Genomic DNA, 15,443 nt, shown 5'->3' on the forward strand with positions numbered 1-15,443 from the left:
CGATATGCACGGCTGTCATGAACCAACAGCCACTGCCCCTGGACGGCATCACGGTCGTCGCCGTCGAGCAGGCCGTCTCCGCCCCGTTCGCCACCCGCCAGCTCGCCGACCTCGGCGCCCGCGTGATCAAGGTGGAGCGACCGGACGGCGGTGACTTCGCCCGCGGCTACGACACCGCCGCCCGCGGCCTCGCCTCGCACTTCGTGTGGTGCAACCGCGGCAAGGAATCCATCGCCGTGGACCTCAAGGACCCGCGCGGCCTCGACATCGTGCACCGGCTCGTCGCGGACGCCGACGTGTTCGTGCAGAACCTGGCCCAGGGCGCGGCAGCCCGGCTCGGCCTGGACGCCGCCGCCCTGTGCGCCGCCCATCCGAGGCTGGTCGCCGTCGACATCTCCGGTTACGGCTCCGAGGGCCCGTACGCGCACAAGCGGGCGTACGACATGCTCGTGCAGTGCGAAGCCGGCCTTGCATCCGTGACGGGGACCGCCGAGCAGCCCGTGAAGGCGGGCATCCCGGCGGCCGACATCGCCGCGGCGATGTACGCCTTCTCCGGCGTCCTGGCAGCGCTGCTGCGGCGCGGCACGACGGGGCGGGGCGGGCCGGTGGAGATCTCGATGCTGGAGTCGCTGGCAGAGTGGATGGGGCACCCCCTGCACCACGGGATGCACGGCGGCGAAGCACCGGCGCGCACGGGTCTCGCGCACGCCGTCATCGCCCCGTACGACGCATACGCCACCGCCGACGGGGGTCAGGTGCTGCTGTCCGTCCAGAACGACCGCGAGTGGCGGCGGCTCGCCGAACAGGTTCTGGAGCGGCCGGAATTGGCTCACGATCCGGAGTTCGCCACCAACACGGCCCGTACCGCGAACCGAGAGCGGACGGGCAACGTGGTCGCCAAGGCGCTGGCGGGACTGGACGCGCGTGAGGCGGTCGCGCGGCTGGAGGCGGCAGGTATCGCCTGCGCACGGCTCAACACCGTGGCGGACGTGGCGGAGCATCCGCAGCTTGCGGCACGGGACCGGTGGCGCGAGATCGGGTCACCGGCGGGACCGCTGCGGGCGATGCTTCCCCCGATCACGCTGCCGGGCGGGGAGCCGGCGCGAATGGGGTCGATTCCCGGTCTCGGAGAGCACACCGATGCGCTGCTTCGGGCCATGGGGATGACGGATGAAGCCGCTGCGGTACTGCGCCGGGACGGTGTGGTCGCCTGAGCGGGGTGGGCGCGGTCGTCCCGACGCGAGGGCCGGTGGGTGGTGCGGCCGGGTGCCGGGTCAGCCGCGACTGCCGAAGAGCGAACGCCGCAGCCGCCGCAGCGGCGCGAAGAGCGACACACGCGCACTCTTGCTCCTGCGGCGGTGCGCCGCATCACGCGAGGTCAGTTCGCGCATCAGCAGAGTCGCTTCGGCCGACTCACGCTGCGGCACGACGGGACCGCCGAGCACCGACAGGTGGCGGTCGAGACGCGAACTGGTCGCTCCGCTCCCGCATGTGATGGCAGGCACTCGCGCCCTGCTGCGCACTGTTATCTGTTCCATGTCACTCCCCACCCGTACGAGGCACCCGGCCCGGGCAGGTTAACCCTATCTCCCCGCCGGGACACCCGTGTATCCCGCCCGCATGATTCACCACACCCGTACGCGGGTTGACGATTACTCTCCGAATATGGCGATTTCCAGGGCGAGTTGGACAGCGTGCATGCGATTTCCGGCCTCAGTCGTACTGATGACCACTCAGGGCAGTTTCAAACAAGACGAGTTGAGCTAGCTTGAAGTGGTTTCCACCGGGTTACGGCGCTGATTGCGGACAGGGGGCCGGCCATGAGCGAAGTGCCGGGAACGGTACGGCTGATCGCGGAGCGCTACAGGCTGCTGAGCCTGCTGGGCGAGGACGGTGGGGGCGTGCTCTGGCTGGCCCGCGACGAGGTGCTGACCCGCGACGTCGCGATCAAAGAGGTCCGGGCGCCACAGACACTCGGACCCGGGGACACGCGCCGGCTGTACGAACACCTGGAGAACGCGGCGCGCGCCGCCGGCCGCGTCTCGCACCGGAACGTCGTGGCCGTCCATGACGTCGTCACCGAGGACGGTCGGCCGTGGATCGTGAGGGAACTGGTGCGTGGCCTCACCCTCGCGGACGTCCTCGAAGCGGAAGGGCCGCTGCCACCACGTCGCGCCGCGCACATCGGGGCGGAGGTCTTGGCCGCTCTGCGGGTGGCGCACGCCGCCGGGGTACTGCACCGGGACGTGAAGCCGTCGAGCGTGCTGATCGCCAACGACGGCCGGGTGATGGTCACCGACTTCGGCACCCTGACGGCGCGCGACTCCCCCGAGTTCGGCGCCCCGGAGACGGTGGCGGGCCGCGATCCGGGCCCGGACTCGGACCTGTGGTCCCTGGGGGCATTGCTGCACGCGGCGACTCAGGGACGCTCCGCGTTCGGCGCGAACCGCGACCCGGCTGTGCATCCATCACGGGGCGGAGCAGACGCGCTGGAAACGGTGGTCACCGGGCTGCTGCACCGCAATCCGTCGGACCGGATGGACGTCGCGGAAGCGGAGCACCTGCTGCGCCTGGCGAGCTCCGGCGGCGCCGCGCGGACGGACGTGCCGGTGACCGCGTCGCCCTCGACGGACTCCCGCTTCACGGGCCCCGCGCACGCCCGGGAGCCGGAATCCGCTTCGGCGAGGGCCGGGACGGTGGTGGCGGAGACCCCCGGGCCAACTGACGACTCCCGGCGGGCCACGACGGTGCTGGCCGTCGGGGTTGCCCTGCTGCTGCTCTTCCTCGTGGCCCTGGTCTGGGCACTGGCGGGGACCGCCTAGGCGTTCGGCGGAGGTCTGCCCCCGGAGCTCTGCCCCGGATCCGGGCACCTGTGCGTGCCCGAACCCGAAAGAGCCACGACCGGAGACGTGTGGAGGGCCGATCCCGGTCGTGGCAGGGTGACGGAGCTGCGCGCGTCAGGCGTTCGACGCGAACACGGGCAGGTAGCCGCCGGACTGGCCGGACGCCGTCGGGTGGTACGAATCGCCGATGTTGAGCCAGTTGACGCTGTGCAGCCAGGACGAACCGGAGCAGATCTCATGTCCGGTGAAGGTGCCGACGACGCTCGCGAAGGCGTAACCGTGATCGGCCGCGCGCTTGGCGATCGCCGTGTTGAGGTGGTCGGCGGCGCCGTTGATGGCGGCCCGCTCGTTCTCCGTCAAGCCGGCGACGCAGGTGCCGCTCAGTTTGTAGAAACGGGGATAGCCGAGGACGACGACCTGGGCCGAGGGGGCCTTGGCGGTGATCGCCGAGTACACCTGGTCGAGCTTTCCGGGCAGGGTCGTGTCGACGTACGCCTTGGCCTGTGCGACACGGTTGACGCAGGTGGCCTCCGACTGCAGGACACACGTGGTCATGACGTCGGCGAAGCCTGCGTCGTTGCCGCCGATGGTGATGGATACGAGGTCGGTGGAGGAGTTGAGGGGGAGAAGCTGATTGGCCGTGACATCACCCGTACGGGCGCCGGAGCAAGCCGTGAACGCGAACGACGAGGGTGAGTTGGCGTTGGCCCAGAGCCTCGGGTAGGCACGGGTGCTGCGCTTGCAGTTGCCGCTCGAGCTGTCGTAGCTGCCGGCTCCCACTCCTGAGGAGTAGGAGTCGCCGAGAGCAACGTAGTCCAGGGACTGGGCGGTGGTGTCGGCCTGCGCCGGGCCCGCTCCGGCGAGAGCGAGGACAGCGCCGAGGAGGAGTGAGGATGAGAATGCCGCGACTCGGGACAGATTCATGGAACCTCCCTTTAGCAGGATCTCTGCCTCAACTTTCGTAGCAGCGGACAGACTTCACCGGAAGTGTCCATGCCAAGAATTGTTACTGACGAGTCAGTGGGGCCTTTGGGGCAGTACCGCAGCCAACGCTGATCCAGCGTCACAAACCCTCAAAAATGGTGCTCTCCGAGGCAGTCTCTCTCGTTCGCCTACCCGTACGGCTATTCGGACCGGCGGGTGCGCAGCGCCGTGCGCACGGCCGGATTCGCCCAGTCCCTCGCCGTCGGCAAGGCACAGGCGGCCCGGCGGCAGGGTCCGTACGCGCTGCGGCGGCTGACGGTACGACGCAGTACAGGAGCGGCCGAGTTCGAACGGCTCGTCGAAGGACAGGCGCTCACAAGTAACTTCGCCAAGGACCGGGCCCTCACCAAGGGCTACGCCGTGGTGCGCAGGGCCAGCCAGGTCCTGGCACTGGTCCGCCGCTGAGCACCTGCCCGCCGGCGCCTCACCGCTGAGCACGGCCCGCCGCCGCACCGGGCAAAACACGGTGCGGCGGCCGAGGCCGTGCCCGATCATGGGCGCATGTCTGCCAACCCTCAGGACGCTCTGCCGATCCGGCTCAACGTCGACGACAGCGATTCACCCTCGGACGTCGTCGACGCGCTGTTCCTCGGCCGCTTCGCGACGGGCGAGCAGCCGTACTCCCACAGCTCCAGCATCGAGCGCGTCAGGCACGGCGCGTCGATGCTGCCGCCCACCGCCACCGTGCTCCGCTCCGCCCGGGACGACGACCGGAGCGCGACCCTCGCCCAGGGCGACGGCTGGACCATGCTGATCTCCCGATGGAACCGCGGCGCGGACATCACGGTCACGGCCGTCAGTTCCGAACTCGCCGAGACGATCCTCAAGGAGGCGACCGACGGCGCGGCCGACGAACCGGAACCGCAGCCGACGAACGTCACCATGGGCTTCTGGTACGTCTCCCCGCGCCGCGGCCCGCACCGCACGACACGGCAGATCGCCGCCGGGACGTGGGAAGAGGTCCGGGCCAACTACACCGCGCCCGTCGCCGGCGCGATGGACCGGCTGATGAAAGTGACACCGGACGACATCTCGGGCCGGCTGCTGCTTCTCCACGGCCCACCCGGCACGGGCAAGACGTCCGCGCTGCGGACGCTGGCGCGCTCGTGGCGCGACTGGTGCCAGGTGGACTGCGTCCTGGACCCGGAACGGCTCTTCAACGACGTGGGCTATCTGATGGACATCGCGATCGGCGAGGACGAGGGCACGTCCAAGGGGCGCTGGCGGCTGCTGCTGCTCGAGGACTGCGACGAACTCATCCGCGGTGAGGCGAAACACACCGCGGGCCAGGCCCTGTCCCGTCTGCTCAACCTGACGGACGGCCTGCTCGGGCAGGGGCGCAACGTCCTGGTGGGCGTCACCACCAACGAGGACCTGGAACGCCTCCACCCCGCGGTCGTCCGCCCCGGCCGCTGCCTGGCCCGCATCGAGGTGGGCCCGCTCACCCGCCGCGAGGCCGTGTCCTGGCTCGGCACGGACGAGGGCGTGAGCCGCGAGGGCGCGACGCTGGCGGAGCTCTACGCCCTCCGCCGCGGCACGCCTCCGGCGTCGGTCCCGCCGCAGCACGGGGGCGAGGACGCGGGGCTGTACTTGTGAGGTCGGGGGGTGCGCCTGCGGCGGCGTTTCCCCACCCCGCCCCTTCCCGAAACCGGGGGCTCCCCCCGGGCCCCCGCGCCTCAATCTCCCCTACGGCCTGCAGGCCGTGGGAGGTGCCCCCAGCGAGGCTGACAAAGTCAGCCCGTCCGGCGCTTGAGGACACCGCGCGAAGCGCGGTACGGGGTCCGGGGCTTGCCCCGGTTTCGGGAAGGGGCGGGGTGGGGAAACGCCGCCGCAGGCGCAACCCCCTCAGTCCCCCTCGTACGCCGCGCGAATCGCCTCCCCCGCCACCCCCACCGCCGCCTCCGCCGACAGCCCCAGCCGCCGCACCTGCGCCGCGTACACCGCCGCGGCCGCAGCCGCCTGCCGCTCCGCCGCGTCCCCCGCCGCCGCCACGAACGTGCCGTGGCGCCCCCGTGTCTCGATCACCCCGTCGCTCTCCAGCGCCCGGTACGCCTTGGCCACGGTGTTCGCCGCGAGGCCCAGTTGTTCCGCGAGGCCGCGGACGGTCGGCAGCCGGTGGCCCACGGGCAGCGCGCCCGAGCGCGCCTGCTCGGAGATCTGCGCCCGTAGTTGCTCGTACGGCGCGTCGGGCGCGTCGGGATCGATGGTGATGTTCAAGGTCACGGCGCGATTCTCCCCCATCCCCCCGTTAATGGGAGGCGACCCCGCCCGCCCCGCGCGTAGCCTGCCGCTCCATGACTGTGATCGTCCGTGATTTCCGTCCCGGGGACGCCGAAGCCGTGACCCGGGTGCGGCGTGCCTCGATGCCCTTCGAGGTGACGACGCCGAAGTCCGTCCTGTTCGGCGTCGAGACCGCCAACCCGGCCAAGAAGTACCGTCTGTTGGTCGCCGAGAAGGACGGGGAGCTCATCGGTACCGCCCATGCCGGTATCGCCTACGACGCGGCGGAGCCGGGGCAGTCGTACGTGACCCCGCACGTCCATCCCGAGCACCGCGGTCAGGGAGCCGGCGGGCTTCTGCTGCGTGTCGCCGAGGAGCATCTCGCGGCGGAGGGCGCGACGCAGGTGTACGCGTGGGTGCTGGACGGCCCGGAGAACCTCGCTTTCGCGAAGAAGCGCGGCTACACGCCCACCCGCCCCGCGCACTTCCAGCTCCTCGACCTGGCGAACGGGTTCCTCCCGGAGCTGCCCGTTCTGCCGGCGGGCGTGGAGCTGCGTACCGCCGCGGACTTCGAGGCGGATCCGCGCCCGCTCTTCGAGGCGGACGCGGAGGCGACGTCGGACGAACCGGGCGACATCAGCATGCAGTTCGAGGACTACGAGGACTGGGTCGCCCATACGTGGAACGACCCGCTGCTCGACCGGCGTCTCACCACGGTCGTGTTGGCCGACGGCGAGGTCGCGGCCTTCACCGCGGCGCTGACGGACGGCTCCACGCGCTATCTGTCGGGTATGACGGGCACCATGCGGGCCCACCGCGGGAAGGGCTACGCCAAGCTCGCCAAGACCGACTCACTGCGGCGTGCCCGCCTCGCGGGCTACACCCAGGCGTTCACGAACAACGACGCCGACAACGGCCCGATGCTCACGATCAACAGGTGGTTCGGGTACGAGATCTGCGCGACGGAGGTCCGCCATGTCCGCGCCCTCGGTTGAGGTACGGCTCGTCAAGGCGGGTGCGACGAAGATCCGTTACCCGGCGGAGCTGCTCAGCGACGACGGCACGCACCTCGCGGTCCGTGCGCCCTGGGCGGCGCCCGGCGTACGCGACTTCGGCTTCGTATGCTTCGAGCCGGGCGATGTGTTCACCGAGCACTACTGGCGGGACCGGTGGTACTCGGTGAAGGAGGTCCGCACGGGCGACGGCACGCTCAAGGGCTGGTACTGCGACATCACCCGGCCCGCCGTGTTGGCTGAGGAGGCCGGTGAGCTGAGCGTCGAGGATCTGGACCTCGATCTGTGGGTGTCCGCGGACGGCCGGGAGATCCTCCGGCTGGACGAGGACGAGTTCGAGGAGAGCGGTCTTGCCGCCCGTGACCCGCAGGCGGCGGAGGAGGCCGTCCGGGCCCTCGACGAGCTGGAACGGCTGGCCCGGGCAGGCCGTTTCGCCCAACTGTTCGCCGTGTGAACGGTGAGGGGCGGGCCGCCGCCGCGACCCGCCCCTCATATCTCGCGCGGTGCCGTCGGGCCGACGACCCGCCCCTCACGTCTCCCGTCGTCCCGTCAGGCCGACGACCGGCCCCTCACGAACAGCTTCTTCAGCCACGGCCACGCCACCAGCAGCACGATCACGGCGTAGACGGTCACCGAGAAGGGCGTGTTGACCAGGCCGACCACGCTGCCGTCGCTGATCTGGAGCGCGCGCCGCAGCTGCTGCTCCGCCGCCGGGCCGAGGATGACACCGATGACCGCGGGCAGGACAGGGAGCCCGTAGCGTCGCATACCGAAGCCGATGAGGCCGATGAGCAGCAGGATCACCAGGTCGATCGCCTCGCCGCCCACCGCGTACGCGCCGACCGCCGCGAAGAACAGGATCCCGGCGTAGAGGTACGGCCGCGGAATGCGCAGCAGCTTGGCCCAGAGCGGGGCGAGCGGCAGGTTGAGCGCGAGCAGCAGCACCATGCCGACGAACAGCGAGGCGATCAGGCCCCACACCAGGTCGGGTTCGCGCTCGAAGAGCAGCGGTCCGGGCTGGATGCCGTACTGCTGGAAGGCCGCCAGCATGACCGCCGCGACGGCGGTCGTCGGCAGTCCGAGCGTGAGCATCGACACGAGGGTGCCCGCCGCGGAGGCGGACGCCGCGGACTCGGGTCCGGCCACGCCCTCGATGGCGCCCCTGCCGAACTCGTCCTTGTGCTTGGAGAGCCGCTTCTCCGTCACGTACGACAGGAAGGTGGGGATCTCCGCGCCGCCGGCCGGGATCGCGCCGAACGGGAACCCGATGACGGGCCCGCGCAGCCACGGCTTCCAGGTGCGCTTCACATCGGACTTGGCGAGCCAGGGCCGGCCGACCGGGATGGCGTCGCCGGTGGTGCGCCGCAGGTGCGCGGCGACCCACAGGGCCTCGCCGATGGCGAAGAGGCCGACGGCGACGATGACGACGTCGATGCCGTCGGCGAGCTGCAGGGAGCCGAAGGTGAGGCGCTGCTGACCGGTCATCTGGTCGAGGCCGACGAGCCCGAGGGTCAGGCCGATCAGCAGTGAGGCGAGACCGCGGATGCGGGAGGAGCCGAGCACGGAGGTGACGGCGATGAAGGCCAGCACCATGATCGCGAAGTAGTCGGGTGCGCCGATGTCGACGGCCAGTTCGGCGACGGTCGGCGCGAGGGCGACCAGCAGGATGGTACCGATCAGGCCGCCGGCGAAGTGGCCGCCGGCCGCTGCGGCGAGCGCCTGTGCGCCGCGCCCGGCCTTGGCCATCGGGTTGCCTTCGATCGCGGCGACGACGGCCGCGCTCTCACCGGGTGTGTTGAGCAGGATGGAGGTGGTGGAGCCGCCGAACATGGCCCCGTAGTAGATCCCGGCGAACATGATGAACGCGCCGGTCGGCTCGAGACCGTACGTCACCGGCAGCAGCAGCGCGACCGCCATGGCGGGGCCGATGCCGGGCAGGACGCCGATGGCCGTGCCGAGCAGGACACCGATCGCCGCCCAGAGCAGGTTGATCGGGGTGAGCGCCGTGCCGAAACCGTCGAGCAGGGAGTTCAGTGAATCCATCAGAGCACTCCCATCAGCGGACCGCCGGGCAGCGGGACGCCGAGCAGGTTGTTGAAGACGACGTAGGTGACGAGGGAGAGGACGGCCGCGATCAACGGATCGCGGTCGGTGCGCCGACTGCCGAGCGCGTAGGCGGAGCCCCAGAAGAGCAGCGCGCCGGAGATCGGGAAGCCGAGGGGTCCGATGAGGACGGCGTTGGCGAGGAAGACGCCCGCCAGAAGCAGGACGGTCCGCCAGTCGCCGGGTTCCGACAGGTCGATGTCCTCGCCGCCCTCCGCCTCTCCGCGACCGCCGCGCAGCACGTCGACGGCGAGGAGGACGGCCACGGCGAGCAGTCCGGCGCCGACGGCGACCGGGACGGTCGTGGGGCCGACGGGCCCGCGTTGGGCGATGTCGACGTCCATGGTGAGCGCGTCGGTGAGGACGAGGACACCGATGACGAGAAGCAGCAGGCTGACGCCCAGCTCGGAGTGTTCACGCAGCCAGGAGCGCCGGCCTTGGGTCTCGGTCGTGCTCACAGTCCCAGCTCCTTCAGCACCTGGTCGACGCTTCTGTCCTGCTCGTCGAGGAAGTCGCCGAATGGGTCGCCGGTGAGGAAGGCGTCGTCCCAGCCGTTCTTCTTCATGGAGTCCTGCCACTGCTTCGAGTCGTGCAACTTCGTGACGAGGCCGATGAGCTTGTCGCGTTCGCTGTCGGAGAGGCCGGGCGGGGCGACGATGCCGCGCCAGTTGGTGAATTCGGTGTCGAGTCCGGCCTCGCGCAGGGTCGGCGCGTCCAGTCCGGGGACGCGTTGGGGACCGGTCACGGCCAGCAGCCGCAGCTCGCCCGACTTGATCTGGTCGAGGTACTCGCCGACGCCGGAGACGCCGAAGGCGACCTTGTTACCGAGGATGGAGGCGAGCAGTTCGCCGCCGCCGTCGAAGGGGATGTAGTTGACGGATTTGGGGGCGATCCCGGCGGCCTGCGCCATCAGCATGGGCGCCAGATGGTCGGGCCCCCCGGGCGAGGACCCGCCGCCGACCGGCAGCTTGCCGGGGTCCTTCTTCCAGGCGGCGATCAGCTGGTCGATGGACTTGTACGGGGAGTCCTTGGCGACCACCACGATGTCCTGCTCCTCGGTGAGCCGGGCGATCGGGGTGGCGTCGGCGAGGGTCTTGGGCGACTTGTTGGTGTGTACGGCCCCGACGACGCCGAGACCCATGGACATGGCGAGCTTGCCGTTCCCGTGCTCGCCGACGAGCCGGGTGAGGCCGACGGTGCCGCCGGCGCCGGGCAGGTTGAAGACCTCGATGTTGTGGGTGAGTCCGGCGTCCTCGGCGTTCTTGGCTGCCGTGCGGGCGGTGATGTCGTAGCCGCCGCCGGGGGTGTTGGGAACCATGAACCGCAGACCGGGGATCTGCGTACCGGTGTCGGCGCCGCTGCCGGTGGTGAGCAGCGGCGGCCCCACGAGCACCAGCAGTGCCGCCCCGAGCAGGGCAATGGGGGTGCGCAATCGCACGGCAACGCCTCTCGTCGTAGGGGTGTGAAGTGGCCCACATGTTGCCTGCGCGTTAAGAAGCTGTCTCTCTTCCGGAATCAACGGACGTTGTGGTCCTTGTGGTCGCGGCTTAGCGTGTCGGCGTGACAAAGGTGCTGGTGGTGGACGACGACTTCATGGTCGCCAAGCTGCACAGCCGCTATGTGTCCCAGGCGGAGGGCTTCACGGTCGTCGGGGTGGCCCACAGCGGCGCGGAGGCGCTGCGCGCCGCCGAGCGGCTGCGGCCCGATCTTGTCCTGCTCGACGTCTATCTCCCCGACATGGACGGGATCACCGTGCTGCGCGAGCTGCGCGCGGCGGAGGAGCGGGACGCGGACCGGGTGAGCGCGGACGCCCTGTTCATCACGGCCGCGCGGGACGCGGCGATCGTCCGGTCCGCCCTGCGGGCGGGCGCCCTGCACTATCTGATCAAGCCCTTCAACCAGGCGGCGCTGCATGAGCAGTTGCGGCACGTGGCGTCGCTGCGCTCGCGTCTCGACCGGCTGGACGAGGCGCGCCAGGAGGACGTCGACCAGATCTTCGGCACCCGGCCGCCCGGCTCCCGTGAACTGCCCAAGGGCCTGGCGCCCCACACGGCGGAGCTGGTGGAGCGCATCCTGCGCGAGCACCCGGGCGACATGTCGGCCTCCGAGTGCGCGGCGGCGGGTTCGCTGTCGCGGGTGAGCGCACGGCGGTATCTGGAGTACTTCGCGGAGACGGGCCGGGCCCAGGTCACGCTGCGCTACGGCGGTACGGGCAGGCCGGAACGCCGCTACCGCAGGATCGGCTGAAGGCCCGGTCAGGCGGGGGGCTGGTGGAGCCCGAAGGAGGAGCCCTGGTCGTCGTGGCAGAGCTGGAAGCGGCCGAAGCGGGCGACCGTCTCCTCGTCGCCGCCGACGTCGATGTCGTCGACGGTGCCGCCGAGCTCACGTACCCGGGCGACGGCCCGCCGCATGTCGTCGACCTTGAAGAACAGGTAGGGACTCGCTCCCGCGTCCCCTCCGTGCACTCCGCCGGGGACGCCCGGGGTGCGGATCGAGTACCCGCCGCCCTCGGTCGTCCCGGCGTCGAACGTCCAGCCGAACAGCCCGCTGTAGAAGGTACGGGCCTGCTCGGAGTCCCCCACGCCCAGCTCGAAGAACGAGATCTCCCCGGCCATGTCATCTCCCGACATCCTCGGAACCGAGTGCGGTCCCACGCTACGGCGGGCGGGCGGCGGCCGCATCCGGCCCGTTCAGGCCGGCCTGTGAGCGTGGACGTACAGGTGCTCCTCGGGCTGCGCGCCCGGCCCGTGCGGCCGGTAGAGGGCGCTGTGGTGGTGCGCCACCTCCAGACCGGCCTGCTCCAGCACCCGCAGCTGATCGTCGGTGGCCAGACTGCTGACGGTGACCTGGTGTCCCATCCACACGATGTCCAGTCCCCTGATGTCGCCGGGCACGGTGGCCATGGCGAACGACCCGCCGGGCGCCACCCAGGACGCCATCCTGGCCAGCGACTCCGCCACTTCCGGCTGGTCCATCACCAGCAGCGGGAAGAAGGCGCACACCGCGTCGAACCCGCCGTCGGGTGCCCGGTAGGTGCGTACGTCGGCCTGTTCGAAGCGGGCGGCGGGCACCTGCTCCCGGGCGATCCGGACCATCTCGGCCGACACGTCGATGCCGGTGACCGCGAAGCCCGCCCGGGCCAGGGTCTCGGCGGCCGGGCGGCCGGTACCGCTGCCCACGTCCAGGACGCGGGCAGCGGGGGCGAGACGGCCGGTGAGCCAGGCCAGGGCGGCAAGTTGACCGGGGACGTCGGCGAAGGCCTCCTCGTAGCGCGCGCCGACCTCGTCGAAGACCGCGGCGGCGGACCCGCCCTGGGGCTGCGGGTTCTCGCTCACCGGACCACCTCCGTGTCGTAGAAGCAGTAGTGATCCGCGATGGCGGCCACGCCGGGTTTCGGATCGGGGTAGCCCCAGACCAGATCGTCCGCGCCGGGCACCGACCAGTAGGAGGCGTCGCCCTTGAACGGGCAGTGGGTGCGCGTGGCGGAGGGGGTCAGGAGATCGGTCCGTACGTCGGCGGCCGGGAGGTAGTAGCGGACCGGGCAGCCGGTCTCGCGCAGGACCAGGGGCCGACGGCTCTCGGCGAGCACCCGCCCGTCCCGTACGACGCGGACATGTTCGGTGCTGGGCTCGACCGTGATGCGGTGAGCCCCGCCGAGGTTCTGTGCGACCGTCCGTGGTGGGTGTGGGGTCATACCCCGGTCAGCGTCCCAGCGGAGCTCGGTGTTCCCGACCGCGACCACGAGCTGTGTCCGGGGGTGGGCGGCCGGCTTCCTCAGCGCTTCCTTACCCCTTCCGTAAGCGGCGCAGGGATCGGCGTGGGCGTGCGCCGCAGGTCAACGAAGGTGGCGAGCAAACTGACAATCGGCCGGGGAGCCAAACAGAGAGCCAACTGGTGCTGGCGTGCACGAAAGTTCCGTTGCACCGGTTGCCACACTGGCCCTGCAAAACTCCGCTCGCTCGTCTGGTGGAGAGGAGCGGCAACTCATCCTCGGGCTTCGCCTTCGGCTCCGACGGGGAGGGCGGGCAGATCACCCTCGCGCTGGCGGCGGTGATCTCCGGCACGGTCGCCTCTTCTCCGTCGACCTTCAGCTTCCCACGCTTGCGGCATACGACAACCAACCATATTTTTGGGATAGGTGTCATGAAATTCTGCGACCGATCGTCCGAGCAGGGGATCAGCTATGACTGGTCAGAACACCGCCACCGACCGCAACGCGACACCAGCCACCGGCGTCCCCCTCTTCGTGGACCCGGCGAACGACCTCCCGGCCAGGGAAAACGGGGCCAATGACTCCTGGTATGTCACTTGCATGTTCGAGAGTGAGGGGAAGACACTCGGCTTCGAGTGGCACCAGAGCAACACCCCGGCGGAGGTGCAGTCGGAGTTCCTGCTCACCAACGCCACCGACAACGTCTGGCGCCCGCACGCCGTCGCCGAGCCGAGCAACAAGGCCGGTGCCTCCAAGTCGGAGCTCAGCGTCTTCTCCAGCTTCGGAACGCTCAAGGGCGACCGGTCGCGGTTTACCCTCGACCTCAAGGCCGAGCACGGCTCGGTCGACGTCGTGCTCACTCCGCGCGAGCAGGAACTCTACAACGGCACGACCGGCTTGCTACTGTGGGCCGGTACGGAGTCGTACGAGTACGCCTTCCCGAACATGACCGTCGAGGGCACGTTCACGATCGGCGGCCAGACCTACCCCGTGCGGAACGCGACCGCCTGGTTCGATCGCCAGTGGGGGGCCAGCACCGTCACCGACCCGGTCGAGATCAAGCGGCTGGCCGACGTGATAGCCAACGCGTCGTGGTCCTGGCTCGGGATCGCGTTCGGTGAGGACCACCGGCTGGCGGTCTCCTTCTGGGACGTCTACGCGGGCCCGGGCAAGCGGTCCACGTTTGCCACCGTGCTCGGCGAGGGCGGCGTGCAGGCGACCGTCGACGCGGCCGTCACCTACGACCGGATCTGGGCCAGCTCCGAGAGCGGGAACAAGTACCCCAGCGGCGCCCACATCACCGCTCCCCAGGTCGGTCTGGACCTGCGACTCGAGGGGCTCGTCGACCGGCCGGAGTTCGTCTACCACTCGGGTAACGGGCACAACGGCAGCCAGACGCCCTGTCGCGCCGTCGGCCGCTTCGGCTCGATCGAGATCGACCAGCCGGTGTTCTTCGAGATGATCGGCAGCGTCGGCGGCTGATCCCGTCCGATGATGAGGGCCGGACGAGAAGGCTCGCCCGGCCCTCGCGCCGTATCAAGGCCGTCCGACTCCACCCGGGCGGGTGACTGATCGGCGCGGAGTAACTGGGCCGCGGCGGAAGGTGGACTCGGCACGCACTCACCGGGCCTGTCTCGTCGCTGCTCGCCGTGGCGCGTCACACCCCGGACTCTGACTAGGACCTCACCAACTGAACCACACCGGGTTTGATCGAGACTCTAGCTAATGCGGGTGTCAGTCGATCCAGTCCACACCGAAGCCTCGGCCCGCCGTTGCCGGCCAGTGTTGAGAACCCGTGCGGGGAGCCACCGACATGCGGTGGTCGGTAGCTCCCCGCATGCGGTTGGACCTCGGTTGTGCTGGATTCACCGAAGATCGCGTCCATGGCCTCGGCGCCCTCGGTGATGACCGGGCGAAGCTGCTTGCGGTAGACAGCTTCAGTCGTCTGGGTACCGCTGTGCCCAACGACCCGAGCGATCACCTCCAAGGGGATGCCGTGGTCTGAGAGCAAGGAGACGAAGCTGTGCCGGAGCTCCCGAGGCGTCCACTCCTCCGGATGCGTAAACCCTGCTGCTTCCAGCAACGCTCTGAAGCTACGCCGCACGGTGAACGCGCTGCGCTGCTCGCCACTATCCGTTCCGAACACATAGCCGTCCTCATTCCAGGTGAGTCCGAGCGTCTCACGTCGCCGTTGCTGGTTATCTCGGTGCACCAGAAGCACAGCCACAAGCTGCCGTGGCACGGCCAGAGTTCGCCGACTCGATCTCGTCTTGGTCTCCTCCCGACGACGCACCGAGCGCCATACCTCAATGTGTGGAGCCGTACCGGCCGGCGGAGCAAGGTGAACCCGATTCCACGTGAGCGGGCGCACTTCCTCAGTCCGGATGCCAACCAACAGCGACACGACTACGTAGGCGTGTACCCAGGTGCCTTTCTGCGCGGAGAGCACGGCCTTTGCCTGCTCCAGCGTCAGTGAGCCTTTTCCAACCTCAGGCTGCCGCGTGATGTAGGACGAGGACGGCTTGGACGATCGCGGTGATGCGGTTGGTGCTGCAGCGGAGCTTCCGC

At 70.1% G+C, this 15,443-nt stretch carries 17 protein-coding genes and 1 pseudogene; 8 read left to right on the top strand and 10 right to left on the bottom strand.

Going from position 1 to position 15,443, the window contains the following annotated elements; translation table 11 throughout:
* Positions 1-17 precede the first annotated feature (17 nt).
* On the top strand, positions 18-1,214 hold the full coding sequence (locus tag ACIQ7Q_RS33145) for a CaiB/BaiF CoA transferase family protein (RefSeq protein WP_403870552.1): 1,197 nt from the start codon (positions 18-20) through the stop codon (positions 1,212-1,214).
* 60 nt (positions 1,215-1,274) lie between these two features.
* On the opposite strand, the gene ACIQ7Q_RS33150 is transcribed toward ACIQ7Q_RS33145, so the two are convergent.
* Positions 1,275-1,538: a hypothetical protein gene (locus ACIQ7Q_RS33150; protein ID WP_403870555.1), complete on the bottom strand. Its 264-nt coding sequence runs from the start codon at positions 1,536-1,538 to the stop codon at positions 1,275-1,277.
* Positions 1,539-1,820: 282 nt separating this feature from the next.
* Between ACIQ7Q_RS33150 and ACIQ7Q_RS33155 the strand changes: the two genes are divergently transcribed.
* Positions 1,821-2,822: a serine/threonine-protein kinase gene (locus tag ACIQ7Q_RS33155; protein WP_403870558.1), complete on the top strand. Its 1,002-nt coding sequence runs from the start codon at positions 1,821-1,823 to the stop codon at positions 2,820-2,822.
* 135 nt (positions 2,823-2,957) lie between these two features.
* Here ACIQ7Q_RS33155 and ACIQ7Q_RS33160 read toward each other — a convergent pair whose 3' ends face one another.
* Positions 2,958-3,767 carry an SGNH/GDSL hydrolase family protein gene (locus ACIQ7Q_RS33160; RefSeq protein ID WP_403870561.1) on the bottom strand — a complete coding sequence of 270 codons (810 nt, stop codon included), beginning with the start codon at positions 3,765-3,767 and terminating at the stop codon, positions 2,958-2,960.
* Positions 3,768-3,944: 177 nt separating this feature from the next.
* Here ACIQ7Q_RS33160 and ACIQ7Q_RS33165 point away from each other — a divergent pair.
* Both ACIQ7Q_RS33165 and ACIQ7Q_RS33170 read left to right on the top strand, forming a co-directional pair.
* Positions 3,945-4,232: pseudogene (locus ACIQ7Q_RS33165) on the top strand (polysaccharide deacetylase family protein); the annotation flags it as partial.
* 96 nt (positions 4,233-4,328) lie between these two features.
* Positions 4,329-5,423 carry a DUF5925 domain-containing protein gene (locus tag ACIQ7Q_RS33170; RefSeq protein WP_403870564.1) on the top strand — a complete coding sequence of 365 codons (1,095 nt, stop codon included), beginning with the start codon at positions 4,329-4,331 and terminating at the stop codon, positions 5,421-5,423.
* 249 nt (positions 5,424-5,672) lie between these two features.
* Here the strand turns inward: ACIQ7Q_RS33170 and ACIQ7Q_RS33175 are convergent, their stop codons facing one another.
* Complete coding sequence (locus ACIQ7Q_RS33175; RefSeq protein ID WP_403870567.1) at positions 5,673-6,050, bottom strand: GntR family transcriptional regulator; 378 nt, start codon at positions 6,048-6,050, stop codon at positions 5,673-5,675.
* A gap of 71 nt (positions 6,051-6,121) precedes the next feature.
* Between ACIQ7Q_RS33175 and ACIQ7Q_RS33180 the strand changes: the two genes are divergently transcribed.
* Positions 6,122-7,042 (top strand): GNAT family N-acetyltransferase, encoded by a 921-nt coding sequence (locus ACIQ7Q_RS33180; RefSeq protein WP_403870570.1) that lies wholly within the window; start codon positions 6,122-6,124, stop codon positions 7,040-7,042.
* Positions 7,023-7,514 (top strand): DUF402 domain-containing protein, encoded by a 492-nt coding sequence (locus ACIQ7Q_RS33185; protein WP_403870573.1) that lies wholly within the window; start codon positions 7,023-7,025, stop codon positions 7,512-7,514. Before ACIQ7Q_RS33180 ends, ACIQ7Q_RS33185 begins: the two co-directional genes overlap by 20 nt.
* Before the next feature lie 95 nt (positions 7,515-7,609).
* On the opposite strand, the gene ACIQ7Q_RS33190 is transcribed toward ACIQ7Q_RS33185, so the two are convergent.
* From ACIQ7Q_RS33190 to ACIQ7Q_RS33200, 3 genes are read right to left on the bottom strand one after another with little or no spacing between them, the layout of a single operon-like run.
* Positions 7,610-9,103 carry a tripartite tricarboxylate transporter permease gene (locus ACIQ7Q_RS33190; RefSeq protein ID WP_403870576.1) on the bottom strand — a complete coding sequence of 498 codons (1,494 nt, stop codon included), beginning with the start codon at positions 9,101-9,103 and terminating at the stop codon, positions 7,610-7,612.
* Positions 9,103-9,621 (bottom strand): tripartite tricarboxylate transporter TctB family protein, encoded by a 519-nt coding sequence (locus tag ACIQ7Q_RS33195; RefSeq protein ID WP_403870579.1) that lies wholly within the window; start codon positions 9,619-9,621, stop codon positions 9,103-9,105. The genes ACIQ7Q_RS33190 and ACIQ7Q_RS33195 overlap by 1 nt, the downstream gene beginning before the upstream one ends.
* Positions 9,618-10,601 carry a Bug family tripartite tricarboxylate transporter substrate binding protein gene (locus tag ACIQ7Q_RS33200; protein ID WP_403870581.1) on the bottom strand — a complete coding sequence of 328 codons (984 nt, stop codon included), beginning with the start codon at positions 10,599-10,601 and terminating at the stop codon, positions 9,618-9,620. Before ACIQ7Q_RS33200 ends, ACIQ7Q_RS33195 begins: the two co-directional genes overlap by 4 nt.
* Before the next feature lie 122 nt (positions 10,602-10,723).
* Here ACIQ7Q_RS33200 and ACIQ7Q_RS33205 point away from each other — a divergent pair, with 122 nt between their 5' ends.
* Positions 10,724-11,410, top strand: coding sequence for a response regulator (locus ACIQ7Q_RS33205; protein ID WP_403870584.1), 687 nt, complete (start codon positions 10,724-10,726; stop codon positions 11,408-11,410).
* Between the two features lie 8 nt (positions 11,411-11,418).
* On the opposite strand, the gene ACIQ7Q_RS33210 is transcribed toward ACIQ7Q_RS33205, so the two are convergent.
* The 3 genes from ACIQ7Q_RS33210 to ACIQ7Q_RS33220 all read right to left on the bottom strand — a co-directional run bounded on the left by ACIQ7Q_RS33210 (position 11,419) and on the right by ACIQ7Q_RS33220 (position 12,857).
* Positions 11,419-11,778: a VOC family protein gene (locus ACIQ7Q_RS33210; protein ID WP_403870587.1), complete on the bottom strand. Its 360-nt coding sequence runs from the start codon at positions 11,776-11,778 to the stop codon at positions 11,419-11,421.
* Between the two features lie 75 nt (positions 11,779-11,853).
* Positions 11,854-12,498 carry a class I SAM-dependent methyltransferase gene (locus tag ACIQ7Q_RS33215; RefSeq protein WP_403870590.1) on the bottom strand — a complete coding sequence of 215 codons (645 nt, stop codon included), beginning with the start codon at positions 12,496-12,498 and terminating at the stop codon, positions 11,854-11,856.
* Positions 12,495-12,857 (bottom strand): DUF427 domain-containing protein, encoded by a 363-nt coding sequence (locus tag ACIQ7Q_RS33220; RefSeq protein WP_403870593.1) that lies wholly within the window; start codon positions 12,855-12,857, stop codon positions 12,495-12,497. The genes ACIQ7Q_RS33215 and ACIQ7Q_RS33220 overlap by 4 nt, the downstream gene beginning before the upstream one ends.
* A 489-nt stretch (positions 12,858-13,346) precedes the next feature.
* Here ACIQ7Q_RS33220 and ACIQ7Q_RS33225 point away from each other — a divergent pair, with 489 nt between their 5' ends.
* Positions 13,347-14,357 (top strand): lipocalin-like domain-containing protein, encoded by a 1,011-nt coding sequence (locus ACIQ7Q_RS33225; protein WP_403870596.1) that lies wholly within the window; start codon positions 13,347-13,349, stop codon positions 14,355-14,357.
* A 193-nt stretch (positions 14,358-14,550) separates the two neighbouring features.
* On the opposite strand, the gene ACIQ7Q_RS33230 is transcribed toward ACIQ7Q_RS33225, so the two are convergent.
* On the bottom strand, positions 14,551-15,443 hold an 893-nt coding region (locus tag ACIQ7Q_RS33230), incomplete at its 5' end, for a site-specific integrase (RefSeq protein WP_403870599.1).

Origin of the sequence: Streptomyces sp. NPDC096176 (assembly GCF_044763255.1) — a bacterium.
Lineage (GTDB): Bacteria > Actinomycetota > Actinomycetes > Streptomycetales > Streptomycetaceae > Streptomyces.